This window comes from Marinobacterium ramblicola (assembly GCF_019084545.1).
Lineage (GTDB): Bacteria > Pseudomonadota > Gammaproteobacteria > Pseudomonadales > Balneatricaceae > Marinobacterium_D > Marinobacterium_D ramblicola.
Map to the genome: position 1 here is coordinate 74,486 of NZ_JAHREP010000001.1, position 21,927 is coordinate 96,412.

The following is a 21,927-nucleotide window of genomic DNA, read 5'->3' on the forward strand; positions in this document are numbered from 1 at the left end:
GCGGGCCCACAATCGAACGAGTGAACAGACAGGATTAAGTGATGTCAGACAAATTTGATGTAATTGTTATCGGTGCAGGACCTGGTGGATATGTTGCGGCTATTCGTGCCGCTCAGTTGGGTCTGAAGACCGCTTGTGTCGAGAAGTGGGTTGACGAAAAGGGCGCTGCTGTTCTTGGCGGTACCTGCCTCAACGTCGGATGTATCCCGTCCAAGGCGCTGCTGGAAACTACCCATAAGCTGCATGAAGCGCAGCACGGTTTTGCTGCCCAGGGTATCGTTGCCGATAATGTGCAGATCGATACCAAGAAAATGGTCGAGCGCAAAGATCAGATCGTCAAGAACCTGACCGGCGGTATCGGTGGCCTGTTCAAGGCCAACGGTGTGACCCTGCTGCAGGGCACCGGCAAGCTGCTTGCAGGCAAGCAGGTTGAGGTTACCGATAAGGACGGCAATGTCTCCGTTCATGGTGCCGAGAATGTGATTCTAGCGTCCGGTTCCGTGCCGGTCGAGATTCCGCCGGCGCCGCTGACCGAAGGTCTGATTCTGGATAACGCCGGTGCACTGGATATCACCGAGACGCCAAAGCGTCTGGGTATCATCGGTGCGGGTGTTATCGGTCTCGAGATGGGCTCGATCTGGGCGCGCTGCGGATCCGAAGTTACCGTGCTTGAAGCGATGGACGATTTCCTGGCTCTGGCCGATATCGATGTCGCCAAGGAAGCCAAGAAACTGCTGACCAAGCAGGGGCTGGATATCAAGCTGGGTGCACGTTGCACCGGTACCGAGGTCATCGATGGCAAAGAGGTGAAGGTCAAGTACACCGACGCCAACGGCGATCAGGAGATCGTCGTCGACAAGCTGATCGTCGCTGTCGGCCGTCGCCCGCAGACCAAGGGACTCCTTTCTGAAGATTCCGGCGTCAAGCTGGATGAGCGCGGTTTCATCTTCGTTGATGAGAACTGCCGCACCGACGCACCGGGCGTCTACGCGATCGGTGACTCCGTTCGTGGCCCGATGCTGGCACACAAGGCCTCGGAAGAGGGCATCATGGTTGCAGATATCATTGCCGGTCATAAGGCGGCGATGAACTATGACTGCATCCCGAACATCATCTACACCTTCCCGGAGCTGGCCTGGGTAGGTAAGACTGAGCAGGAGCTCAAGTCTGAAGGTGTTAAATATAAAGTCGGCAAGTTCCCGTTTGCGGCATCTGGCCGTGCGATGGCAGCCAATGCTACCGACGGTTTCGTCAAAATGATTGCTGACGAAGCAACTGACCGCATTCTGGGTGTTCATATGGTTGGCGGTATCGCCTCCGAGCTTATCGCTCAGGGTGTGATCGCAATGGAGTTTGCCTCCAGCGCCGAAGACCTGCAGCTGACTGTTTTCGCTCACCCGACAGTCAGTGAGGCGGTGCATGAGGCGGCACTGGCCGTGGACAACCACGCTATCCATATCGCCAACCGCAAGAAGCGTTAATTCTGAGGGTTGCGTTACGCGGGCCGGACCAAAAGTCTGGCCCCTGTGTGATTGCACGATGATAGCGCGTGGGGAGGTCATCACCCCCTGCGCATGTATAACCGACACAACAACGGATTAGAGCATGAACCTTCATGAGTACCAGGGTAAACAGCTGTTTGCCGCCTATGGTCTGCCGGTTTCCAAGGGAATCGCGGTGGATACTCCGGAAGCAGCAGTAGAAGCAGCCAAGCAGATTGGTGGGGACAAGTGGGTCGTCAAGGCTCAGGTACACGCCGGCGGCCGCGGTAAAGCGGGCGGCGTGAAGCTGGTTGACTCCCCTGAAGAAGCCAAAGCCTTCGCCGAAAAGTGGCTGGGCCAGCGTCTGGTGACCTACCAGACAGACGCGAACGGTCAGCCGGTTTCCAAGATCCTGGTTGAAACCTGCACCGATATCGCCAACGAACTCTACCTGGGTGCCGTCGTTGACCGCTCCAGCCGTCGTATCGTTTTCATGGCCTCCACCGAAGGTGGTGTCGAGATCGAGAAAGTAGCTGAAGAGACGCCTGAAAAGATCCTCAAGGCCACTATCGATCCGCTGACCGGCGCTCAGCCCTATCAGGGCCGTGAGCTGGCGTTCCAGCTGGGCCTGAAGGGTGACCAGATCAAACAGTTCGTCAACATCTTCCTGGGCCTGGCCAAGATGTTCGAAGAGAAGGATCTGGCGCTGCTCGAGATCAACCCGCTGGTGATCACCGAGCAGGGTAACCTGCACTGCCTGGATGCCAAGGTCGTTATCGACGGCAACTCCGTATACCGCCACAAGGATCTGCAGGCGATGCACGATCCGTCTCAGGACGATGCCCGTGAAGCTCGTGCGGCCGAGTGGGATCTGAACTACGTGGCGCTGACCGGCAACATCGGCTGCATGGTCAACGGTGCAGGTCTGGCCATGGGTACCATGGATATCGTTTCTCTGCACGGCGGTTTCCCGGCCAACTTCCTCGACGTGGGCGGTGGCGCTACCAAAGAGCGCGTTACCGAAGCGTTCAAGATCATCCTCGAAGACAGCAAGGTCAAGGCCGTGCTGGTCAACATCTTCGGTGGCATCGTGCGCTGCGACCTGATCGCAGAGGGCATCATCGGTGCGGTCAAGGAAGTGGGTGTAGAAGTGCCGGTTGTGGTACGTCTGGAAGGTAACAACGCAGATCTGGGTTCCAAGCTCCTGTCCGAGTCTGGCCTGGATATCATCGCCGCAACCAGCCTGACCGATGCGGCTCAGCAGGCGGTTAAAGCAGCGGAGGGTAAATAATGTCCATTCTGATCAACAAAGACACCAAAGTTATCTGTCAGGGTTTCACTGGTGGTCAGGGTACCTTCCACTCTGAGCAGGCGATCGCGTACGGCACCAAGATGGTTGGTGGTGTAACCCCGGGTAAGGGCGGTACCGAACATCTGGGTCTGCCGGTGTTCAACACTGTTAAGGAAGCGGTTGAAGCCACCGGTGCTGAAGCCTCTGTCATCTACGTTCCGGCTCCCTTCTGCAAGGACTCCATCCTGGAAGCGGCTAACGCTGGTATCAAGCTGATCGTCTGCATCACCGAGCACATCCCGGTAATGGATATGCTGCAGTGCAAGGTCAAGTGTGACGAGCTGGGCGTGCGTCTGATCGGCCCGAACTGCCCGGGCGTCATCACTCCGGGAGAGTGCAAGATCGGCATCATGCCGGGTCACATCCACCTGCCGGGCAAGGTCGGTATCGTATCCCGTTCCGGCACCCTGACCTACGAAGCGGTTAAGCAGACCACTGATGCAGGCTTCGGTCAGTCTACCTGTGTCGGTATCGGTGGTGACCCGATTCCGGGTTCCAACTTCATCGATATCCTGGCCATGTTCGAGCAGGACCCGCAGACCGAAGCGATCGTCATGATCGGTGAGATCGGCGGTTCCGCCGAAGAGGAAGCGGCTGCCTTCATCAAGGCCAATGTAACCAAGCCGGTGGTGTCCTACATCGCGGGTGTTACTGCACCTCCGGGCAAGCGCATGGGTCATGCCGGTGCGATCATCTCCGGTGGTAAGGGCACTGCGGACGAGAAGTTCGCGGCGCTGGAAGACGCTGGTGTGAAGACCGTACGCTCCCTGGCCGATATCGGCAAGGCGCTGTCCGAAGTGACCGGTTGGGCTATGAAGTAAGGGTTTTATCCCTCTCTCTAAAGGCAGCTTCGGCTGCCTTTTTTGTTGTACATCATGAGTGCTCGCATTGCTGGGCAATATCTGTTTTCTGGCCGATATATTTCTGCTTTGATAGACGAAAAATCGCCAGCAGCGGAGTTGATAACGCATGAATAGAGTAACAGCCCTTACCGTCACCGGCGCGATGCTTGCGCTTTTCGCGCAGGGATCCTTTGCACAGTCTGGCGAGGAGATCGTTGCTAAGCACTGTCAGGCTTGTCATGACGCAGGGCTTGGGGGTGCGCCTGCGCTCGGTGATAAGGCCGCTTGGGCTCCCCGGCTGGAGAAGGGCGTGGATGGAATGTTGGCAACGGTAATGAGCGGTAAGGGATCGATGCCGCCAAAGGGAACCTGTATGAGCTGCAGCGAGGATGAGTTACGCGCCGCCATCGACCATATGACCGCGGGGGTCCGCTGAGCGATTCGTCGGTTGATGTGGTGGGGCGTCAGTCGTTTATGGAGTCCAGCTGTGACATGGTATCGTTGACCCACTCCAGGCTGTCGATAAGGCAGCGTTGATATAGGGGGTGGTCAGATACCTTCAGTCTGGACCACTCTCCGTCGTTATAGGCGCACGCATTATTAAGTAATGCGCCGAGGGGGCCGTCTCCATCGCGAACGGCCAGTATTATCTGTTCGCTGACGGCGATCTGACGCAGGAGCTCCTCCTTTTCGATATCGAGAATGGCGTCCAGGCGACTCAGTAAGCCGCAGAGGAAGGCGCTGCTTGGCGGGGTCTCGGCATGGTTCAACTGCTCCGCCAGACGTTCGCACATTTTGGCCAGGACCAGGGTTTCCCTGACCAGCTCCGAAGGCTTCCGGCTTTGCCCCGAAAGCGCGATCAGCGAGATCCATTTTCTAATTTCAGCGAGCCCCAGAATGACCAGCGCTTCCTTGATGCTCTCAATCTTGCGTTGGCGTGAAAATGCCGCGGAGTTGACGATTTTAAGTAGCCGGTAGGTAAGGCTCGGATCTTGTCCGATCAGTGCTACGAGCTTTTCCGTATCGGGTTCGGCGCTGTTCAGTTCGGCCAAGAGTTGTAACAGGATCGTCTCATTGCTATCCAGTCTCCGGCCTTCAACGATCTCGGGTCTGCGCAGAAAGTAGCCTTGAAACAGCTTGAAGCCGAGATCGATGCACTCGCGCAGCTGCTCGTAGGTCTCGATCTTCTCCGCCAGCATCGTGAGTGGAAATCGCCTTAGCTGCCTAACGGTGTAACGCACACCGGACATGCCCAGCGCGAGAACGTCGACTTTAACGATGTCGGCCAGGGCCAGTAGAGGGTCGTACTTGGGCGAGTACTCGAAGTCGTCGAGTGCAATCCGATAGCCCGCCTCTTTGTACCGTTTGACCGACTCAATCAGTGTCTCGTCGACGGTGACATCCTCCAGTACCTCAATGACCAGTTGACGATGCGACATCGCCGGCAGGGAGTCCGTTTCGAACATCTCTCTGGGAAGGTTCAGGAAAGCGGGTAGCTGACGGCGCTCCTGGTTGGCGATTATGCTGGTATAGGCGTTCACCAGTACATTCGATGTGGCGTGATGGCCATTGAATACATTGGCGATCTCTTTTTCGTCGTCCGAGCGGTATAACAGCTCATAAGCAACCACCCGAAGCTCCTTGTCGAAGATCGGTTGCCTTGCCATCAGTACCTGGGATTGATCCGGCACCACCTGACTCCCTGTTCATATAGTGATCTGTCGCCACAATATCACAATTAATTACTAAGGCTAGGTGACGGCTAAGATTTACCTCCGGGCAAAAGCGATATCGGTTCCGCAAAGGTGTCGCCAGGTCTTGCTAATTAGGTTGCTGTGGTCATGCGAGTGGCCGTGTTGATTTGGTCGGCAGGCGTTGACCAGTGTTCATTGCTATGATTAACAACACTTTGATCTAAGACGATAATCCGGTAGTTTCTGGTATAGCCCTTGGCGACGGAGCCTGAGGCTCGTGAAGTTAATTGGGATATGGAGCGCGGGGAGAATAGTGATGACACAAGAGGTCGAAAATCGGGCGGAGCGGTATCAGGCAATACTTGAGGTATCGAGGGATCTGCTGATGGTCCTTGATGGCGAAAGGGTGGTCATGTGTCGGGCCGGCGAGTCAGAGTGGCTGAATGAATCGGTTGTCACGGGGCGAGATCTGCAAGCTCTCCTCGCCGAGGATCTCCTGGCCAAAATTCGTGCTGTTATCACGCTCGCTCAAGCCTCGCCAGGCGCAGTGCAGTCGCTTGAATATGTGCTTCGCCCGGAACACCTGCCGATGTTGCATGAGGCAGGGCTGCGTGAGCCGATCTGGTATGAGGCACGCTTCGTCGCAACCCCTTCCGGCGAGATGATCTGGAGTGCACGTGATATCAACGAGCGCAAGAAGCTGCAGCGTAAAGTAACCAACCAGGCGCAACGCGACCCGCTAACGGGAGCGTATAACCGCCGTGCACTGCTGACGGTGATGGAACAGACCGTGGCGCAGGCGCAGCGCTATGACTGGACCTGCAGCGTGTTGCTGATCGACGTGGATGACTTCAGTAGCATCAATGAGCAGCATGGTTGGGATGCCGGTGATCAGATGCTGCAACAGATCGTAACGGGCTTGTATAAGCTAAAGCGTACCGCTGACTTTCTGGCGCGGTACGGAGATGATCAGTTGGTGCTGTTCCTGCCTGAAACCAATCATGAGCAGGGGGTTGCAGCCGCGGAGCGAGTGCGTCGCCTGATTCTGGAGCTGGAGATGCCGTATCCTACCGGGGAGCTGCGTTGCACTGCCAGTGTTGGTGTGGCCGGCATGAGGGGAATAGAGGACAGTGCGTCCGAGATGCTCAAGCGCGCAGAGGAGAGTTTGTTTATAGCCCGTAATAGTGGTGGCAATCGTGTGGAGGGTGAAGCCTGAGCTGTCTGAGAGGCCCTTGTCGCACTTTTCAGGTACAGGTGTCTGTGTATCACAACTGCTGAAAAGCCTTGCGCCCTGGGCGAAGGCTTTTCCTGTCCTGCACGCTGGGCCCGGCGTGCAGGGGAGCTCGGTAGCGATCAGCGCGTGCGGGCAATGTGCGGATGAGCTTCCAGCGCGGTTACCAGGCGCTCCATCTCCTCATCCGTTCCGACCGAGATGCGCAGATAATCTGCAATCGCCGGCTTGTTGAAGTGACGTACCAAGATCTTTCGTTCGCGCAGGTAGCTCATCAGCTCGGCGCCGCCAAGCTGGCAGTGGCGCGCGAACAGGAAGTTGGTGCTGGAGGGTAGCACGGAAAAGCCCAGCTCCTCGAGCTGCCGGGCGCTACGGTCTCGGGTTTCGATGATCTGCTCGCAGGTGCGTATGAAGTACTGCTGGTCCGATAGTGAGGCGCATGCCGCTTCGATTGCGAGCATATCCAGCGGGTATGAGTTGAAGCTGTTTTTTACCCGCTCCAGAGCATCGATCAGTTCCGGGTGGCCGAAGGCAAAGCCGATGCGCAGGCCGGCAAGTGAGCGCGATTTGGAGAAGGTCTGCACGACCAGCAGGTTTGGGTAGGCGGCGATCAGCGTCTTGGCACTCTCGCCACCGAAGTCGATATAGGCTTCGTCGACCAGGACCAGGCTGTCGGTATTGCGCTGCAATAGTGCCTCGATCTCGTCGAGTTCTACGGCGATCCCGGTGGGGGCATTGGGATTGGCAAAAATGATTCCACCATTGTCGATAGCATAATCGCTCAGGCGAATGCGGAACTGCTCGTCGAGCGGCACCTTGCGGAACTCGATATCAAATAGATTGGCATAGACGTCGTAGAAGCTGTAGCTGATTCCCGGCATCAGCAGGGGGCGAGGCTGGCGGAAAAAGGCCATGAAGGCCAGTGCCAATACCTCGTCAGAGCCGTTGCCTACAAATACCTGCTCCTGGCTCAGCTCGTACTCCCTTGCCAACGCTTCTTTCAGCCTGCTTGCGTTGGGGTCGGGGTAGAGGCGCAGACGTTCGGTCGGGAAGTGTCTGAGTGCATCCGAAACGGCTGGAGAGGGTGGGTAAGGGTTTTCGTTGGTATTCAGTTTGGTCAGCCCTTCGATGCGCGGCTGTTCACCGGGAGTGTAGGGCTCCAGTGACTGAATGGCGGGACTCCAGAATCTGTTCATTGCGGATCGCTCTGTGTGTTGCAGTGTGCGCTTGAATATAGAGCAGGCAAGGATAGCAGAGCTGTCACAGGTGGAGAAGCGCCAGGTCTTGCGCTCCGTTATGGGGGAGAGCGGCTATAGTGGAGTCAGTAATCCTGTAATCAGCAGCGTTGTATTGTTTGCGCCCGGCGCTGGTAGAATTGCGCTGGAGATTCTGAGATCTGTCTGTAGGGGTGGATTTGCGCCAGTTTAAGCACAAGTATCTTGATGTTCGTCGATTTGGCAGCGAGCTGTTGTTGGCGGCTTTGCTGTTCCTGTCCGTGTATCTGATCTCATCCGAGCTGGATCTTGCCGACTCTCTTTACGCCTGGACGCGCCACTTTGAGGCGATAAATCTGGACGAGTTGCTGATCAGCCTCTGTCTGGTTGGCCCGTTCTATCTTATGCTCTTTGCTTATCGCCGTTTGTTGGAGATTCGTGCGTTGGTCGAGGAGGCCAATACCGATGTTCTGACCGGTATATTGAATCGACGGCGCGCCATGGATGTGCTGTCGGGTGAGGTGCGTCGGGCGCATCGCTACAGGCGGAGGTTGTCGGTCATTCTTTTCGATATCGATCATTTCAAAGATATTAACGATGCCTTCGGCCATCCGGTGGGCGATCAGGTGTTGCGTCAGTTTGCTAGCCTTGTGGCCGGCCGGATACGTAACCTGGATCTATTGGCGCGCACCGGTGGTGAAGAGTTTATGGTCATTGCGACGGAAACGGCCGGCGAGGGGGCGGTCGAACTGGCCGAACGTTTGCGTATGGCGATCGAGTCCACCCATCTGGGGGTTGATCGAACGGTAACCGCCAGTTTCGGGGTGTCACAGCTGCGCCCGGGTGAGGGTTTTGCGGCGCTAATGCAAAGGGCTGACGAGCGTCTCTATTGGGCCAAGCGGGAGGGGCGTAATAGGGTGGCGGGGCCTCGTATGCAAAATGGCGCCAGTTCCTCTGATGCCACATCCTGAATCGGGGCGCGACCGCTGACTACAGCATGTGCCGATCGAGCGCGCCAATGTCGAGCATCGGTGCCGCGTCGATTTGATCAGCCTCCAGCAGCCCCGATACATGTTCGAGCGCTGCTATTATCATCGACTGCTCCCACTCTTTGAGGCTGGTGAACTTCTCGACGAACCGGTCTTGCAATGTCCTTGGTGCCGATTTTAGCAACTCCATGCCGGCCTGTGTCGGGCAGGCGAGCACCTTGCGTTTATCGCTCTGGCTGCGCTCCCGTTTTACCAGTCCTTTCAGCTCCAGTCTGTCAAGAATGCTGGTAACAGTCGCCTGCGCCAGATTCATCTTCTTTGCCAGTACACCAATGGTGATCGAGCCCTCGGTTTCGAGGGTCTGCATCGTCATCAGCTGAGGCATGGTCAGGCCAGTCATGCGGCTGAGTTGTTTGTCGTGCATGTCGGTTACACGAATGATCTGGCGCAAGAGCACCAGTACTTCCTGACTTCTAGGCATTGGCATCCGGGAGTTAGTCTGACGGGTGAATCAAATTCTGTTGCGGTTTTTAGCTTGATTTGCGGAGTGTCGCAATAGAAAGCTGGAATAATGTCGTAAATATATTGTAACGCGAAACAATGTAAAATTGCACTTGTGTTTCGTAATTTGCGTTTAAGCTATTGAAAAACAAATATTATGTGCGAGATAGTATGTTTTATATACGATTGTATGTGTGGTTGATTAATGTTCATCAATATGTTTTAAAATAATAAGCATCGCAATGCTAAGCAATCAAGGACGCTATGGATACCCATAAGAAAATTCACTTCCGGAGGCCTCGCGCTCAAGACGGTGCCGAGGTGTTTCGACTCATTGAACGTTGTCCCCCTCTCGATACCAACTCCATGTACTGCAACTTGCTGCAGTGTGGCGATTTTGCCGATACCTCAATTGCCGCTGTCGACGATGGCGGGCGTTTGGTGGGGTTTATCTCCGGCTACCGTCCGCCCGAACGCCAGGACACCCTCTTCGTTTGGCAGGTGGCCGTCGATCCTGCAGCACGTGGTCAGCGGCTCGGTAACCGAATGTTGATGGCGTTGGCTGACCGCCTGGCGGATGAGGGCGTTCACTTTATCGAGACGACCATAACGCCAGACAACCAGGCTTCGCAGTCGATGTTCGCGCGTTTCTTCTCCGCGCTGGGCGCCCCCGTCGAGGAGCGCGTTCTGTTCGCTCGCCATGAGCATTTCGATGGCGCCCATGACGATGAAGTGCTGTACCGCGCGGGGCCGTTCAATCTGGCTGTCGCGTTGGCGTCTTGAAGCAAATTACTCACTCAAGCAGGAGTTTTTAATGAATATTTTTGAGCAGGTTGAGTCTGAAGTACGTTCCTATTGCCGTTCGTTTCCAGTCGTTTTCAACCGGGCCCAAGGGGCTGAGCTCACTACTGAGGAAGGGCGTACTTACATCGATTTTCTGGCCGGTGCTGGAACGCTCAATTACGGTCACAACCACCCCGAGCTGAAGGATGCGCTGATCGACTACATCAGCTCCGAGGGGATTACCCATGGCCTGGATATGCATTCCAGTGCCAAGGCGCGGTTTCTCAAGACTTTCCATGAGTGGATCCTCAAGCCGCGCGGCATGGAGTCGTACCGTGTGATGTTTACCGGCCCCACCGGCACTAACGCCGTCGAGGCGGCGATGAAGCTGGCGCGCAAGGTTAAAGGACGCAGCACCATCGTTTCCTTTACCAACGGATTCCACGGTTGCAGCGGCGCTGCTCTGGCCGCGACTGGCAACCAGCATCACCGTGGCGCCATGGGCACCTCACTCGACGATGTGTTCCGCATCCCGTTTGACGGTTATCTCGGTGAAGGGGTAGATACGACGGAATACTTCGAAAAGCTGCTGAGCGATCCGAGCAGCGGACTGGATCATCCGGCGGCCGTTATCGTCGAGACCGTGCAGGGCGAGGGCGGTCTGAACGCCGCCAGTGCCGAGTGGCTGCGTAATCTGGAAGCCGTCTGCCGTCGCCACGACATGCTGCTGATCGTCGATGATATCCAGGCCGGTTGCGGTCGGACCGGAAGCTTCTTCAGCTTCGAAGAGATGGGCATTCATCCCGATATGGTGACGCTGTCCAAGTCTCTGAGCGGCTATGGTCTTCCCTTCGCGATTCTGACCTACCGGGAGGAGCTCGATATTTGGGAGCCGGGTGAGCATAACGGTACCTTCCGCGGTAACAATCTGGCTTTCGTGACCGCCGCCAAGGCTATTGAGCTGTTCTGGCGTGATGGCGAGTTTGCCGATGAGGTGAAGCAGAAGGCACGGCATCTGCGCAACGGACTCGAGCGCCTGATTCGTCGTTACGGCCAAAACAGCTTGAAACTCAAAGGACGCGGCTTGATGAGCGGCATTGAGTGCCCGGATGGCGAGATGGCGGGTGAGGTGATTCGCGACGCCTTCCAGAATGGCCTGGTGATCGAAACCAGTGGTGCTCACGATCAGGTCGTTAAGTGCCTGGTGCCGCTGACCATCAGCATGGCGCAGATCGATTTCGGTCTGGGGGTTTTGGATAAAGCCTTTGCGAAGGCGGTTGCCAAGCGCGAGCGTAAAGCGTCTTAAGCCGGCAGCGGGTTAATTCAAATTACTCATTTTCACAGCCCCTGGAGCAGGATGACGACATGATTGTACGTACGCTGAAAGAGTGTGCAGAAAACGGCCGCAAGATTTTTTCCGAAACCAATACCTGGGATAGCACGCGGCTCTCTTTGAAAGATGATGGAATGGGGTTTTCCTTCCATATCACCAACATCTATCCCAACTCTGAGACCCATATTTGGTATCAGAATCACCTGGAGACCGTCTACTGCATCAGCGGTTCCGGTGAGGTGGAGACCCTGGCCGACGGCAAGATCTATAAGATCGAACCCGGTACGGTCTATATCCTTGATAAGAACGACCGTCATCTGTTGCGTGGTGGTCCGGAAGGGATGCAGGTTGCCTGTGCTTTCAATCCGCCGCTGAACGGCAAGGAGGTTCACGATGAGAATGGCGTCTATCCGCTCGAAGCGGAGGTCGTCAATGCCTGATCGGAAGCGTGCCGCAGCGGGATTGCACAGCGTCGAGAAGATTGGCGGCACCTCCATGAGTCGATTCGCCGAACTGATGGATACGATCCTGATTGGCGGGCGCAAAGGGGCCGATCTTTATCAGCGGATCTTCGTGGTGTCTGCCTACGGCGGAATGACCAATCTGCTGCTGGAGCATAAAAAGAGCGGGGAGCCCGGTGTCTACGGGCGTTTCGCCAACGGCGAGCAGGAAGCGAGCTGGCACGAATCGCTCGACGGTGTGCAGCAGCGCATGCTGCAGATGAATGGCTCTCTGTTTGGTGAAAGCGAGACCTGCAAACGGGCGGATGCCTTTATCGCTGAGCGCATCGAAGGTGCGCGTAGCTGCATGCAGAATTTGCAGGCATTGTGCCGGTACGGTCATTTTCAGCTCACCGACCATTTGATGCGCGTACGTGAGATGCTGGCAGCGATTGGCGAGGCTCACAGCGCCCATAATACGGTGCTGGCACTGCGTGATGCCGGTGTTAATGCGCGACTGGTCGATCTGAGCGGCTGGCATGAACCTGAGCCGCGGCCATTCGAGGAGATGTTGGAGTATCACCTGAAAGATATCGATCTTGCCACGGAGCTGCCGATCGTTACCGGCTACACGCACTGCAAGGAAGGGCTGATGCGGACCTTCGATCGCGGCTACAGCGAGATGACGTTCAGCAAGATCGCCACCCTGACCAAGGCCAGGGAAGCGGTGATCCATAAGGAGTTTCATCTCAGTACTGCCGACCCCGGCATCGTCGGTCTGGACCGTATCGTCACCATCGGCCGCACCAATTATGATGTGGCCGATCAGCTCTCCAATCTGGGTATGGAGGCGATTCATCCCAAGGCGGCCAAGGGGCTGCGTGAACTCGGTATCGAGCTGCGCATCAAGAATGCGTTCGAGCCCGAGCATGCGGGTACGCTGATCAGTCAGGACTACTGCAGTGTCGAACCCTGTGTCGAGATCATCGCCGGTCGCACCGGGGTGATAGCGCTGGAGGTGTTCGATCAGGACATGTTGGGCGATATCGGTTATGAGATCGAGCTGCTGCAGCTGTTGCAGCAGCTAAAGCTCTCTGTGATCAGCCGGGACTCGGATGCCAACAGTCAGACCTACTATCTGTCCGGCACACGCAAGATGATCAATCGGGCGGTGCGTCTGATCGGAGAGCGTTACAGTGGGGCAGAGGTGCAGTTGCACCGTGTTGCCATCGTATCGGCGATCGGCTCGGATCTGAAAGTGTCCGGTATTCTGGCGCGCACGGTGTCAGCGCTATCGGACGCCAATATCAGCGTGCAGGCGCTGCACCAGTCCGTACGTCAGGTTGAGATGCAAGCGATCGTCCGGGAAGAGGACTATGAGAGCGCGGTTAAAGCGATGCACCATGCCCTGATCGAGAAAGAGGAGCATGGGGATGTCATCTGCGCTGCCTGATCCTGGATCGTATTGAACCCGGCAGCCGGATGATCGGCCGCAATCAATACAGCTCATAAGCAGATCGGCCCGCTGGCGTGTGGACGCGAGCGGGCCGATTCCGTTACAGATGAGGGGATCAGATACGGTCGTCGTAACCGTCGCTGATCTGACGCGCCAGTGCTCTCTCTTCCATCAGATTTTCAATCTGACGGCGGCGTTTGCCGTCGTAGCGTTGGCGGGTCTGTGCCACTTCATCATCGTCTGTAAGCTGTTCGCTCCAGTCATCCAGGTCGTCCAGAGATTGATCGACGCGAATTTTGGTGCCCATCGGCGGTATTCTCACGCTGAAAGTTAGCAGTACGCAGCATGCTGCGAATTCCTGGTTTTAAGAGTGAAAAACGCGACCCAGACACACTTGCGTTCGACTTGCGTTTTCCATACCTCTCTGGCGCGAATATAGATCAGCTTCGGCAAAAGCAGAAAATTGATTTTTGCTATCGATAAATTAAAAAAATCGTTTTTTAATCTATCGATCAATTTGCCTGAGAGCCCCGTCATCCGGGCGTTTCAGCATATCACTTCTCAAATACGTACTGTCCAGGTGCTGGGCAGATCGCAGTGTATCCAGCATCTGGATTCCCCATCGTCGGCGGTTCGACTTTCGCGCTCGAACGCTCCTCGAGCCATGCGCTCCAGGGTTCCCACCAGGAGCCCTCCTGCTGGGGGTAGCGATTGAGCCACTCGTCAGGGGAGATGTATTTGTCTTCGACACGGTTGAGCGCCATCCGGTAGCGGCGTCGCGGGTGGCCCGGTTCGCTGACAATGCCTGCGTTATGGCCACCGCTGGTGAGCACGAAGGTGAGGTCGGTGCGTATCAAGCTGTGCAGTTTGTACACCGAACGCCAGGGCGCGACATGATCTTTTTCGGTGGCAACGCAGAAGACCGGTACGCGAATGTCGCGTAGCGAAACCGGACGATCGTCGACGATAAAACGCCCGCTGGCCAGGTCGTTGCGCAGGAACATGCGTCTCAGGTATTGGGTGTGCATCTTGTAGGGCATGCGAGTGGAATCGGCGTTCCAGCTCATCAGGTCGTTCATGGTAGGGCGCTCACCGAGTAGATACTCGCTGACGATGCGTGACCAGAGCAGATCGTAGGAGCGCAACAGGGTGAAAGCGCCCGCCATCTGGCTGGTGTCCAGATAGCCACGATCCCACATCATGTCCTCCATATAGCTGAGCTGGCTCTCGTCGATAAACAGCATCAGCTCGCCGGCATCGGTAAAGTCGGTCTGTGCAGTGAACAGGGAGATGGACGCCAGACGCTCATCTTCGTCACGGGCCAGTGCGGCTGCGGTGGTCGCCAGTAGCGTGCCGCCCAGGCAATAGCCTGCGGCGTGTATCTTGCGGCCGGGCACAATGGCATTGATCGCCTTCAGTGCATCACGCACACCCCGATTGATATAGTCCTTCATCGCCAGGTCACGATCTTCGGCATCGGGGTTGTGCCAGGAGATCATGAACACCGTGTGCCCCTGTTCAACCAGGTAACGCACCATGGAGTTGTGGGGCGACAGGTCCAGAATGTAATACTTCATGATCCACGCCGGCACGATCAGGATAGGTTCGGCATACACCTCGGCGGTTTTCGGCGCGTACTGGATCAGCTCGATCAGGTTGTTGCGATACACCACCTGACCCTCAGTGGCCGCGAGGTTTTCGCCAACACAAAAATCCTTGCACTCGCGTGTGCGGCCCAACATATAGGACTGGAGATCCTCGAGCAGATTCTGCAACCCCTGTTGCAGGCTCCTGCCCCCGGTTTCGACGGCGCGATTGATGATCCTGGGGTTGGTCGTCGGGAAGTTGGTCGGTGACATCATGTCCAGCCACTGGCGGGCGGCAAAGTACACCACGTTTTCGTGATGCCGGCTGACACCCGGGATGCCCGTCGTGGCATAGTGCCACCACTGCTCGTGCATCAAGAAACCCTGAGCGATGGTGTTGAACGGGAATTTCGACCAGGCAGGATCATCGAAGCGCCTGTCTTGAGTTCTCGGCTCGATCAGCGGTGTTATCTCCGGGTCGCCGGCGGCTCGGGCGCTCCAGATCAGGTAGGCTTGATGCTTGCGCACCAGGTTTTCCAGCAGCTCGCTGATTTTGCCGGGCGAATGACCCAGGTGGATCAGCCAGTCCAGGTATGCCAGGGTGAGCGAGGCTGGCGATATGCCCTGGGTAAACCTTCCTTCCAAGGCATGAATGACGCGATCGACACTATTTTTAAGCTCGGTAAAGCTGGTTTGAGACATGAATCGGGACTCCTTGCTTCTGGCAGCGTGGAAAGCCTTTCTACCTTGCCGCAGGTACGGACGCTGCCGGGCGCAGGTGGTTTAAGTTGCGCTGCGCTACGACATGACGACGACGGCTGTCTATCCTTAATGGGCTGACGCTCAGTGGAATCACGCGACGCATTCAGTGCACTAGCTTAGGTGCGATTTCGACTAGGATCCAGATTGCGCGTTGCACAACGAAAAATGAACAGCTTTGGAAAGGATCCTGTCAGTCTGCGAGTATTGCGTTACTTGAATGAGATGACGAGTTGAAAAGATAGGTTCAGGTCATGGATCTGTATTTTTGCTGCAGATGCGAAGAGATAGTATTGGATTCCTGATCCACAGTCAGACATATTCCGAAGATCAGTTGGACGAATACAGGAACTGTCGCGTGTCTACCCGGTATTTGAAGCGCTTCTTTAAACCTAGGTCGATTGCAGTATTCGGAGCATCCGAGCGCGAGGACAGCATGGGCGGTATCGTGCTGAGAAACCTTCTCGACAGCGGCTACGAAGGCACCTTGATGGCCGTCAACTCCAAGGGGTACGACAGTGTCAACGGTGTCGCCTGCTACCTGGGGGTTGCCGAGCTTCCCGAGATGCCGGATCTGGCGATCATCTGTTCCCCGCCTGATGCTGTCGCGGGCATCGTGCGAAAGCTCGGTGCCAATATGGTGAAAGCAGCGCTTATCCTGACCGGTGGTCTATCGTTGCATCAGAGCAGTCATGCCCGCGCTCTGCGTGAAGAGGTGCGCGAAGCGGCCAAGCCATATGGCATTCGCATTCTCGGACCGGACTGCATGGGTATGCTGGTGCCGGGATCGAAGATGAACGCCAGCTACTCCCACGTCAATATTCTTAAAGGCAAGGTTGCCTACGTCGGTCAGTCGGGGCTGTTGGGGACGGCGATGATCGATTGGGCCAACGGCCAGGAGATCGGCTTTTCCCACTTCCTCACGCTGGGGGATGGTGTCGACGTGGATCTGCCCTCGATTATCGACTATCTGGCGCGTGACCCCTGGACCCATGCCATATTGCTGCAGATGGACAGGGTGATCGGCGACGCGCGCAGCTTTGTTTCGGCGATTCGCTCGGCATCGCGCAATAAACTGGTACTGGTGCTGAAGTCCAATATCATCCAGGATGCCGACCACCAGCTTGAGCTTGCCCGCGGGATCGCCGATCCCGACCTGGTTTACGATGCAGCGTTGCGCCGAGCCGGTGTGGTGCGGGTGGAAACGGCGGACGAGTTGTTCAACGCCCTGGAAACCCTGTCCCGGATGAAGCCGATGCGCGGCGAGCGACTGGCGCTGGTGTGCAACGGCATGGGACCGAATGCGCTGGCGACCGATCGCTTGCTGCGCAAGGGGGGGCAACTTGCCCAACTGACCGAAGAGACCGAGCAGCAACTGATTGAGCTGTTGCCACCGGAGGCGCGGGTACAGAACCCGGTCGACCTTAATGCCGACGCCGACCCGAAACGCTTTGCCGAAGCGATCCATGTGTTGACGAAGGATCCCAACGTCGATGCCGTGCTGGTGATCCATGCGCCGACCCGTCTGGCGGCCAGTGTCGATACCGCGGAGGAGGTGATCAAGGTCGCGCGCAAGACCCCGCGCAATGTGCTGACCTGCTGGATGGGGCGCTACTCGGCGATCGCGGCGCGCAACGCCTGCAATTCGGCGGGCATCGCGACCTTCCTCACGCCGGAGGAGGCGGTCAATGCCTTCATGCATATGGTGGACTACCACCGTAATCAGCAGGTGATGCGACAGACGCCGGCGCCCGTTCAGCAGCAGAATACGCCAAACAGGCGTCGTGCCGGCGAGTTGATCGCCGCTGCTCGTGAGGCGGGGCGTGATTACCTGCATCACGCCGAGGTGTCGGAGCTGCTTAATCTGTATGAGATCCCCACCGCCAATACACGTTACGCAGAGGATATCGCCGGGGTGGTGGAATGCGCTCGGCAGATGGGCGGTTCCGTGGCGGTCAAGGCGCTGCACAGCGCGAACGCATACCCGTTCAGCTACGACGACAGCGCGCATCAGCGCTGGCACGACCTGGCGCTTGATCTTTACTCCATCAACGAGGTGCGTCATGCGACTACGAAGCTGGCGTATCGAGTGGGCGAGCTGTATGCCACCGACCAGATGTTCGGGTTTGCCGTTCAGCAGATGAAGCGCGGTTTCCAGTCGCTGCAGATCAACGTCGGCATTACGCGCGACAGCGTATTTGGCCCGTTGCTGGTGTTTGGTGTCGGGGGCTATACCGTGGACGTACTGGCCGACCGCAATATCATGCTGCCGCCGCTGAATCTGGCATTGGCGCGAGAGATGGTCAAGCGCTCCAGAGTGTACCGTATCATCGCCGAGAACAGTTACCAGGTGGAGCGCGATCTGGATCAGCTGAGCGAGCTGCTGCTGCGTCTGTCCGATATGCTGGTCGACCAGCCTGAGCTCTGCACGCTGGAGATCAACCCGCTGCTGTTGAACAAGCGCGGCCTGCTGGCGGTGGACTACTCCGCATCGGTCGCAGAGCCGGGACGCTTGGCGATCAGTCCCTATCCCGAGCACCTGACCGAACAGATAGCACTGAAGCGTTCGGGGCGGCCGGCGACGCTGCGTGCCATCCGCGGTGAGGATGAGCCCGCCCACCTGGAGTTCTACAACAAGCTGAGTCCGGAATCGATTCGCCTGCGTTACTTCTACAGCCGCGGCGTACCGACCCATGATGAACTGGCCAATTGGACCCAGATCGATTACGACCGGGAGATGGCATTCATCGTCTCGGCGCCGCGGCTGGACGGCAAGGGCTACGAGACCTTGGGCGTAGCGCGTGCCGTGACCGATGCGGACAACGTGCGTGCCGAGTTTTCGGTCGTCATCCGGGATGATCTGCAGGGCGAGGGCTTGGGTGTGATCCTGATGCGCAAGATCATCGATTACTGCCGTTCGCGGGGCACCTTGGAACTGGCCGGATCGACACTGACCAGCAATAAAGGGATGCAGGCGCTGGCGCGCAAGTTGGGCTTCCGGATCAGCTATAACGCCGAAGAGGAGGTTGTAGAGATGAAAATGTTGCTCAATGAGCCCAGCGAGGACTGGCAGATCTACCGTCTGCAGCAGTAGGGGGCTGTCAGGGCAGGGTTTCCGGGCAGTACATCTCGTGCAGGGTTCGGATCAGCCGTTTGGCGGTATCCCCTTCGAGCGAGTAGTAGATGGTTTGTGACTCGCGGCGGGTTTTGACCAGGCCATCCTTACGCAGCACGGCCAGATGCTGGGACAGGGCGCTCTGACTCAGGTCCAGGCAGCGGTTGAGTTCGCTGACCGACAGCTCTTGGCCATCCAGATGGCAGAGAATCAGCAGGCGGCTGTCGTTAGCCAGCGCTTTCATCAATTGGGCGGCGCGAGAAGCGTTGGCCTTCATCAACTCTAGCGTTGGGTTTTCAGGCTGTATGTTACAGGCGGCGGGCTGCTCGGATACTTTGTTCACGGATGGTCTCCCCGGCGTACTTGGTCTTGAGGGTGTGTCGATACAGCAACAGCGGGTGTTTGGCTGGGGAACGCATTTGCCACGCTGAGTCGCTTGTTTCTCGGCAAAGAGTTTATCCCATCCTGACCACGGCGCTCAATTATTCATTCCGATTTGTAGTATTAGTAAATTCTAATATAATGCAGATAATCTAAACCGCAAATTGGGTACGAATCCAGATGAAGCTGCGTGACGCTCTGCTGACCTTCTCCGTAGATCGACCGAAATGGGTATTCGCATTGCTGTTGCTACTCTGCCTGCTGGCAGGGTTGCAGATCCCCTCGATCAAGGTCGATACCGACCCGGAAAATATGCTGCCGCACGACCAAGTGGACCGTGTCTTTCACGACCAGGTGAAAGAACGCTTTGTGCTCTACGACATGATCGTGGTCGGCATGGTGAACACCGAAAGCGAGGCCGGGATCTATAACCCCAAGTCACTGGAGGCGCTGCACCGGCTGTCGGAGCAGATTGGGCAGATGAAGGGGGTGGTGGCCAAGGATATGATGGCCCTGGATCGGGTCGACAATATCACCCAAGAGGGGCCGGGGACGATCCGTTTCGAGTGGATGATGCGCGATGCACCCACCACGCTGGTGCAAGCGGCGCAGATCCGTCAAGCGGTCGAGAGGTTGCCGCTGTTGGACAACACACTGGTCTCCGGTGACGGCCGTGCCGCAGGCATCTACGTGCCGATCGAGAGCAAATCGCTCAGTTACCAGTTGTCGCAGCAGATAGAGGAGGTGATCGCCAAGCTCGGTGTTGATGATCAGTTCCACATCGCCGGACTGCCGGTATCGGAGGACACCTTCGGCGTCGAGATGTTTGTGCAGATGGCGATCTCCGCACCGCTGGCCGGGCTGATGATCTTCATTCTGATGTGGGTGTTCTTCCGCAGCCTGCTGCTGATCACGGCGCCGATGCTGGTGGCGATGGCATCGGTGATCATCACCATGGGGCTGCTGATCGGACAGGGCTACACCGTCCACATCATGAGTTCGATGATTCCGATCTTCCTGATGCCGATCGCGGTGGTCGATTCGGTTCACATCCTGTCGGAGTTTGCCGACCGTTACCGTCCCGGTGAGAATGCCCGTCCCGCGGTGCTGGAGGTGTTGGGTCACCTGTTTACGCCGATGCTCTACACCTCGCTGACCTCGGCGGTGGGCTTCGCGTCGCTCGCCTTTACCCCGATTCCGCCGGTGCAGATATTCGGTCTGCATGTGGCGTTCGGTATCATGCTGGCGTTCCTGCTCACCGTAACTCTGGTGCCGGCCTACATCATCAGCCTGTCGCCGAAGCGGATGGCGCAACTCAAGGATCACAACATCCAGGAGGACGACAACAGTCGCCTGGGGCGGTTGATGGCCCTGATGGGTCGTCTGTCGATGCTCAAGGCGCGCCTGCTGATTGTGGCGTTCAGCCTGCTCACCGCTCTCAGTGTCTGGGGTGTAAGCCAGATACAGATCAATGACAACCCGGTACGCTGGTTCAAGTCGGATCACCGTCTCAGAGTCGCAGACCGGGTGCTGAACGCGCATTTCTCCGGCACCTACGATGCCTACCTGGTGTTCGATCGCGCCGCACAGGAGGATCCGGCTAGCGCGTTGAATAGCGAGCTGATGGCCGAGCTGGAGGCGGATCCGCGCGGTGCCCAGTTGAAGCCAGAGCTGCAGCAGATGATGGACGATGCGGCATCGACCGACTTCGATCAGTATGCCAGTGGCTTGGCCGGGCTGCTGGACGAGGCGAGCTTCTCCCGTCCGGCAGATGAAGAGGAGCTCTGGCTGGCGCTGTTCCGTCGGGTCGAGGCGGCGCAGATCGACGCCAAATATTTCCTCAACCCCGAGGTGCTCGCCTACCTTGATGCACTGGCCCGCGATCTTGAGAGTCAGGCGCAGGTGGGTAAGGTCAACAGCCTGCCGGTGCTGGTAAAAACCGTGTATCGCGAGCTGACCGGTGGTGGCGATGAGCAGTTCCGGCTACCTGACTCGGCGCGCGGCGTGGCGCAGACGATTCTCAGCTACCAGTCATCTCATCGTCCGGACGATCTCTGGCACTTTGTCACCCCGGATTATCGCTCGACGCTACTCTGGTTGCAGTTGAAGAGCGGCGATAACCAGGATATGACCGATGTGATCAACCATGTTAGCGCCTATATCGACGCGCACCCATTACCGCAGGGGTTGAGCGTCAACTGGGCGGGTCTGACCTATATCAACGTGGTTTGGCAGGAGCAGATGGTCAACGGCATGCTGAAGAGCCTGATGAGCGCGTTCGTCATGGTGCTGGTGATGATGATCGTACTGTTCCGCTCGTTCAGTATCGGCCTGCTGGCGATGTTGCCGTTGAGCGTCACCATACTGTTTATCTACGGCCTGATCGGGTTTGTCGGCAAGGACTATGACATGCCGATCGCGGTGCTCTCGGCGTTGACGCTGGGGCTGTCGGTGGATTTCGCGATCCACTATCTGGAGCGGGCAAGGGCGATCTACCGTCAGTGCGGTAGCTGGCCAGAGGCGATCGCCGAGATCTACAAGGGGCCATCCCGCGCGATCAGCCGCAACGCCATCGTCATCGCCATCGGCTTTACCCCGCTGCTGTTGGCGCCGTTGGTGCCCTATATCACCGTCGGCTTCTTCCTGGCGTCGATCATGGCGGTATCCGCCCTGGTAACCCTGCTACTGTTACCGGCAGTGATTACACTGATCGGTAATAAAGAGAAACTTTTCGGTACCCGGAATCTAGAACATGAGTCAGCCTGAAAGAG

Annotated in this window: 18 protein-coding genes; 12 read left to right on the forward strand and 6 right to left on the reverse strand. The window is 57.2% G+C overall.

Annotated elements, in window-relative coordinates; translation table 11 throughout:
• The first annotated feature begins 41 nt into the window (after positions 1-41).
• The 4 genes from lpdA to KQ940_RS00145 all read left to right on the forward strand — a co-directional run bounded on the left by lpdA (position 42) and on the right by KQ940_RS00145 (position 4,110).
• Positions 42-1,481, forward strand: coding sequence for a dihydrolipoyl dehydrogenase (gene lpdA / locus KQ940_RS00130; RefSeq protein WP_217410630.1), 1,440 nt, complete (start codon positions 42-44; stop codon positions 1,479-1,481).
• Between the two features lie 124 nt (positions 1,482-1,605).
• Positions 1,606-2,772: an ADP-forming succinate--CoA ligase subunit beta gene (sucC, locus tag KQ940_RS00135; RefSeq protein ID WP_217410631.1), complete on the forward strand. Its 1,167-nt coding sequence runs from the start codon at positions 1,606-1,608 to the stop codon at positions 2,770-2,772.
• Complete coding sequence (gene sucD / locus KQ940_RS00140; protein ID WP_217410633.1) at positions 2,772-3,653, forward strand: succinate--CoA ligase subunit alpha; 882 nt, start codon at positions 2,772-2,774, stop codon at positions 3,651-3,653. Before sucC ends, sucD begins: the two co-directional genes overlap by 1 nt.
• Positions 3,654-3,801: 148 nt before the next feature.
• Positions 3,802-4,110: a c-type cytochrome gene (locus KQ940_RS00145; protein ID WP_217410635.1), complete on the forward strand. Its 309-nt coding sequence runs from the start codon at positions 3,802-3,804 to the stop codon at positions 4,108-4,110.
• Between the two features lie 28 nt (positions 4,111-4,138).
• Here the strand turns inward: KQ940_RS00145 and KQ940_RS00150 are convergent, their stop codons facing one another.
• Positions 4,139-5,365, reverse strand: coding sequence for an EAL and HDOD domain-containing protein (locus KQ940_RS00150; RefSeq protein WP_217410637.1), 1,227 nt, complete (start codon positions 5,363-5,365; stop codon positions 4,139-4,141).
• 319 nt (positions 5,366-5,684) lie between these two features.
• Between KQ940_RS00150 and KQ940_RS00155 the strand changes: the two genes are divergently transcribed.
• On the forward strand, positions 5,685-6,584 hold the full coding sequence (locus KQ940_RS00155; RefSeq protein WP_217410638.1) for a GGDEF domain-containing protein: 900 nt from the start codon (positions 5,685-5,687) through the stop codon (positions 6,582-6,584).
• A gap of 137 nt (positions 6,585-6,721) precedes the next feature.
• Here the strand turns inward: KQ940_RS00155 and hisC are convergent, their stop codons facing one another.
• Positions 6,722-7,795, reverse strand: coding sequence for a histidinol-phosphate transaminase (gene hisC / locus KQ940_RS00160; RefSeq protein WP_217410639.1), 1,074 nt, complete (start codon positions 7,793-7,795; stop codon positions 6,722-6,724).
• A 218-nt stretch (positions 7,796-8,013) separates the two neighbouring features.
• Here hisC and KQ940_RS00165 point away from each other — a divergent pair, with 218 nt between their 5' ends.
• Entirely contained in the window at positions 8,014-8,784 is a 771-nt protein-coding gene (locus tag KQ940_RS00165) for a GGDEF domain-containing protein (protein ID WP_217410640.1), read from the forward strand.
• Positions 8,785-8,803: 19 nt separating this feature from the next.
• Here KQ940_RS00165 and KQ940_RS00170 read toward each other — a convergent pair whose 3' ends face one another.
• On the reverse strand, positions 8,804-9,283 hold the full coding sequence (locus KQ940_RS00170; RefSeq protein ID WP_217410641.1) for a MarR family winged helix-turn-helix transcriptional regulator: 480 nt from the start codon (positions 9,281-9,283) through the stop codon (positions 8,804-8,806).
• Positions 9,284-9,567: 284 nt separating this feature from the next.
• On the opposite strand from KQ940_RS00170, the gene ectA reads away from it, so the two are divergent.
• The 4 genes from ectA to KQ940_RS00190 are packed head-to-tail and all read left to right on the forward strand — an operon-like array spanning position 9,568 to position 13,312.
• The gene (gene ectA / locus KQ940_RS00175; protein WP_217410642.1) at positions 9,568-10,086 is read left to right on the forward strand and encodes a diaminobutyrate acetyltransferase; all 519 of its coding nucleotides are present in this window, start codon (positions 9,568-9,570) and stop codon (positions 10,084-10,086) included.
• Between the two features lie 31 nt (positions 10,087-10,117).
• Positions 10,118-11,392: a diaminobutyrate--2-oxoglutarate transaminase gene (gene ectB / locus KQ940_RS00180; RefSeq protein ID WP_217410643.1), complete on the forward strand. Its 1,275-nt coding sequence runs from the start codon at positions 10,118-10,120 to the stop codon at positions 11,390-11,392.
• Between the two features lie 59 nt (positions 11,393-11,451).
• The gene (locus KQ940_RS00185) at positions 11,452-11,859 is read left to right on the forward strand and encodes an ectoine synthase (protein WP_217410644.1); all 408 of its coding nucleotides are present in this window, start codon (positions 11,452-11,454) and stop codon (positions 11,857-11,859) included.
• Entirely contained in the window at positions 11,852-13,312 is a 1,461-nt protein-coding gene (locus KQ940_RS00190; protein ID WP_246589569.1) for an aspartate kinase, read from the forward strand. Before KQ940_RS00185 ends, KQ940_RS00190 begins: the two co-directional genes overlap by 8 nt.
• A 118-nt stretch (positions 13,313-13,430) precedes the next feature.
• On the opposite strand, the gene KQ940_RS00195 is transcribed toward KQ940_RS00190, so the two are convergent.
• Both KQ940_RS00195 and KQ940_RS00200 read right to left on the reverse strand, forming a co-directional pair.
• On the reverse strand, positions 13,431-13,622 hold the full coding sequence (locus tag KQ940_RS00195) for a PA3496 family putative envelope integrity protein (protein WP_217410645.1): 192 nt from the start codon (positions 13,620-13,622) through the stop codon (positions 13,431-13,433).
• Between the two features lie 247 nt (positions 13,623-13,869).
• Positions 13,870-15,603 carry a PHA/PHB synthase family protein gene (locus KQ940_RS00200; protein ID WP_217410647.1) on the reverse strand — a complete coding sequence of 578 codons (1,734 nt, stop codon included), beginning with the start codon at positions 15,601-15,603 and terminating at the stop codon, positions 13,870-13,872.
• A gap of 415 nt (positions 15,604-16,018) precedes the next feature.
• On the opposite strand from KQ940_RS00200, the gene KQ940_RS00205 reads away from it, so the two are divergent.
• Positions 16,019-18,754: a bifunctional acetate--CoA ligase family protein/GNAT family N-acetyltransferase gene (locus KQ940_RS00205; protein ID WP_217410649.1), complete on the forward strand. Its 2,736-nt coding sequence runs from the start codon at positions 16,019-16,021 to the stop codon at positions 18,752-18,754.
• 7 nt (positions 18,755-18,761) lie between these two features.
• Here KQ940_RS00205 and KQ940_RS00210 read toward each other — a convergent pair whose 3' ends face one another.
• Positions 18,762-19,052 (reverse strand): ArsR/SmtB family transcription factor, encoded by a 291-nt coding sequence (locus tag KQ940_RS00210; protein WP_188747694.1) that lies wholly within the window; start codon positions 19,050-19,052, stop codon positions 18,762-18,764.
• A gap of 284 nt (positions 19,053-19,336) precedes the next feature.
• Between KQ940_RS00210 and KQ940_RS00215 the strand changes: the two genes are divergently transcribed.
• Complete coding sequence (locus tag KQ940_RS00215; protein ID WP_217410651.1) at positions 19,337-21,922, forward strand: efflux RND transporter permease subunit; 2,586 nt, start codon at positions 19,337-19,339, stop codon at positions 21,920-21,922.
• The last annotated feature ends 5 nt before the right edge of the window (positions 21,923-21,927 follow it).

Excerpts from the sequence above, each read along its gene's own strand:
- lpdA (WP_217410630.1), top strand. The coding sequence starts at position 42 with ATGTCAGACAAATTTGATGTAATTGTTATCGGTGCAGGACCTGGTGGA.
- sucC (WP_217410631.1), top strand. The coding sequence starts at position 1,606 with ATGAACCTTCATGAGTACCAGGGTAAACAGCTGTTTGCCGCCTATGGT.
- sucD (WP_217410633.1), top strand. The coding sequence starts at position 2,772 with ATGTCCATTCTGATCAACAAAGACACCAAAGTTATCTGTCAGGGTTTC.
- KQ940_RS00145 (WP_217410635.1), top strand. The coding sequence starts at position 3,802 with ATGAATAGAGTAACAGCCCTTACCGTCACCGGCGCGATGCTTGCGCTT.
- KQ940_RS00155 (WP_217410638.1), top strand. The coding sequence starts at position 5,685 with ATGACACAAGAGGTCGAAAATCGGGCGGAGCGGTATCAGGCAATACTT.
- hisC (WP_217410639.1), bottom strand. The coding sequence starts at position 7,795 with ATGAACAGATTCTGGAGTCCCGCCATTCAGTCACTGGAGCCCTACACT.
- KQ940_RS00170 (WP_217410641.1), bottom strand. The coding sequence starts at position 9,283 with ATGCCTAGAAGTCAGGAAGTACTGGTGCTCTTGCGCCAGATCATTCGT.
- ectA (WP_217410642.1), top strand. The coding sequence starts at position 9,568 with ATGGATACCCATAAGAAAATTCACTTCCGGAGGCCTCGCGCTCAAGAC.
- ectB (WP_217410643.1), top strand. The coding sequence starts at position 10,118 with ATGAATATTTTTGAGCAGGTTGAGTCTGAAGTACGTTCCTATTGCCGT.
- KQ940_RS00185 (WP_217410644.1), top strand. The coding sequence starts at position 11,452 with ATGATTGTACGTACGCTGAAAGAGTGTGCAGAAAACGGCCGCAAGATT.
- KQ940_RS00190 (WP_246589569.1), top strand. The coding sequence starts at position 11,852 with ATGCCTGATCGGAAGCGTGCCGCAGCGGGATTGCACAGCGTCGAGAAG.
- KQ940_RS00195 (WP_217410645.1), bottom strand. The coding sequence starts at position 13,622 with ATGGGCACCAAAATTCGCGTCGATCAATCTCTGGACGACCTGGATGAC.
- KQ940_RS00200 (WP_217410647.1), bottom strand. The coding sequence starts at position 15,603 with ATGTCTCAAACCAGCTTTACCGAGCTTAAAAATAGTGTCGATCGCGTC.
- KQ940_RS00210 (WP_188747694.1), bottom strand. The coding sequence starts at position 19,052 with ATGAAGGCCAACGCTTCTCGCGCCGCCCAATTGATGAAAGCGCTGGCT.
- KQ940_RS00215 (WP_217410651.1), top strand. The coding sequence starts at position 19,337 with ATGAAGCTGCGTGACGCTCTGCTGACCTTCTCCGTAGATCGACCGAAA.